The organism is Xanthomonas sp. SHU 199 (assembly GCF_000364665.1).
Taxonomy (GTDB): domain Bacteria; phylum Pseudomonadota; class Gammaproteobacteria; order Xanthomonadales; family Xanthomonadaceae; genus Xanthomonas_A; species Xanthomonas_A sontii.
In genome coordinates, this window is record NZ_AQOI01000525.1 from 1 (window position 1) to 1,875 (window position 1,875).

Sequence of the window (1,875 nt, forward strand, 5' to 3'; positions counted from 1 at the left end):
CACTGCTGCTGGTGGTGAACGCGCTGATCGTGTCGATGCTGCTGCACCTGCGGCGCAGCGACGCAGCGCCGCAGGAGCGGTCATGAGCGAGAAGAAGGCCTATCCGCTGCGCATCAACGCCGACGTGCTGGCGGCGGCGCAGCGCTGGGCCGACGACGAACTGCGCAGCCTCAACGCGCAGATCGAATACGTGTTGCGCGACGCGCTGCGCAAGGCGGGCCGGCTGCCCAAGCCGCGTGACGACAAGGAACCGGAAGCATGAGCAAGCGCTGGGAATACCTCACCGTCGAGGCCAAGACCAATCTGATGCTGGGACTGAAACTGGACGAACTGCAGGCCGACCTGAACAGGCACGGCAAGCTCGGCTGGGAACTGGTCAATGTCGTCGCACTACCGGGCACCAAGCCGCTGCTGCTGTTCAAGCGGGAGCTCTGACATGCGCCGGCATCGGGTCCTCGCGGCTGTGCTGACGGCGCTGCTGGCGCCGCTCACGGCGCTGGCGGCGGCGCCACAACAGACCGCCAGCGCGCTGCTGGATCGCCTGCAGGCCGGCGACCTGGCCGCGGTCGAGGCCGAGTTCACCCCGGCGATGGCCAAGGCGGTGCCACCCGACAAGCTGGCCCAGGCCTGGCGCACGCTGTCCACGCAACTGGGCGCGCTGCAGCAGCGCGGCCCGGCCAGCGAACGCGAGCAGCACGGGCTGCGCGTGATCGAACAGCGCCTGCAGTTCGAGCGTGGCGCACTGCTGGCACATGTGTCGATCGACGCGGACGGCAAGATCGCCGGCCTGCTGTTCACTCCCGCACCACCGCCGGCGCCGGCGCCGCCCGCCGCCGACGCCGGCTTCAGCGAACAGGCGTTTGCGGTCGGTCCGCTGCCGGGCACGCTGGCCCTGCCGGCAGGCAAGGGTCCGTTCCCGGCGGTGGTCCTGGTGCACGGCTCGGGCCCGCAGGACCGCGACGAGACCATCGGCCCGAACCGTCCGTTCCTCGACGTCGCCCGCGGGCTTGCCGCGCAGGGCATCGCGGTGCTGCGCTACGACAAGCGCACCTTCGCCTTGCCGGAGAGCTTTGCCGGGCGCATCAACCAGCGGTTCACCATGGACGAGGAGACCACCGACGACGCCGTCGCCGCGGTGGCGGCGCTGGCGCGCACGCCCGGCATCGACCCTGCGCGCATCGTGGTCATGGGCCACAGTCAGGGCGGCATGCTCGCCGCCCGCGTCGCACGCCGCTCCGGCAAGACCGCCGGCATCGTGCTGTGGGCGGCGCCGGCGCGACCGCTGCTGGATCTGTTGATCGAGCAGAACCGCTACCTGCTGAGCCAGGAACATCCACCATCGCCGCAGCGGCAGGCGGCGCTGGCCGAGCTTGAGCGCCGCGTGGCCAAGGTCCGCGGCAGTGGCGAGGTCGCGCGCAGCGATTCGCCATTGGACGTACCTGCCGCCTATTGGCGTGCGTTCGACCAGGTCGATCCGGTCGCCGACGTCCGCGCGCTCGGGCCGATGCCGGTGCTGTGGCTGCAGGGCGAGCGCGATTTCCAGGTCACCGCGCCGGACTGGCAACGGTGGCAACAGGCGCTGGCCGACGATCCGCATGCCACCCTGCACCGCTACGCCGCGCTGAACCACCTGGGCATCGCCGGCAGCGGCGCCCCCGGACCGGCCGAGTACGCCACGCCCGGCCACGTCGACCCGACCCTGATCGCCGATGTCGCCGCCTGGGTGCGCGCCCTGCCCGCCAGCCATGGATCGGCACCATGAGCCGGCTGCGCTCTGCACGGCCCTCCCCGGCGCGGCAGTATCCGGTGGCGCCAGCGCATCGGCTGGGCCTGGCCTTGTGGCTGTGGCTGTGGCTGCCGCTGCTGCTTGTCGCC

General features: G+C 71.6%; 3 protein-coding genes. All 3 read left to right on the forward strand.

The features are described 5' to 3' along the window. Window positions 1–82 precede the first annotated feature (82 nt). From D183_RS0116010 to D183_RS0116020, 3 genes are read left to right on the forward strand one after another with little or no spacing between them, the layout of a single operon-like run. On the forward strand, window positions 83–262 hold the full coding sequence (locus D183_RS0116010; protein ID WP_010341193.1) for a hypothetical protein: 180 nt from the start codon (window positions 83–85) through the stop codon (window positions 260–262). Beyond that, complete coding sequence (locus tag D183_RS26545) at window positions 259–435, forward strand: DUF4177 domain-containing protein (protein WP_017909893.1); 177 nt, start codon at window positions 259–261, stop codon at window positions 433–435. The genes D183_RS0116010 and D183_RS26545 overlap by 4 nt, the downstream gene beginning before the upstream one ends. A 1-nt stretch (window position 436) precedes the next feature. Further along, on the forward strand, window positions 437–1,762 hold the full coding sequence (locus D183_RS0116020; protein ID WP_026144540.1) for an alpha/beta hydrolase: 1,326 nt from the start codon (window positions 437–439) through the stop codon (window positions 1,760–1,762). Window positions 1,763–1,875: the final 113 nt, after the last annotated feature.

Excerpts from the sequence above, each read along its gene's own strand:
- D183_RS0116010 (WP_010341193.1), top strand. The coding sequence starts at position 83 with ATGAGCGAGAAGAAGGCCTATCCGCTGCGCATCAACGCCGACGTGCTG.
- D183_RS26545 (WP_017909893.1), top strand. The coding sequence starts at position 259 with ATGAGCAAGCGCTGGGAATACCTCACCGTCGAGGCCAAGACCAATCTG.
- D183_RS0116020 (WP_026144540.1), top strand. The coding sequence starts at position 437 with ATGCGCCGGCATCGGGTCCTCGCGGCTGTGCTGACGGCGCTGCTGGCG.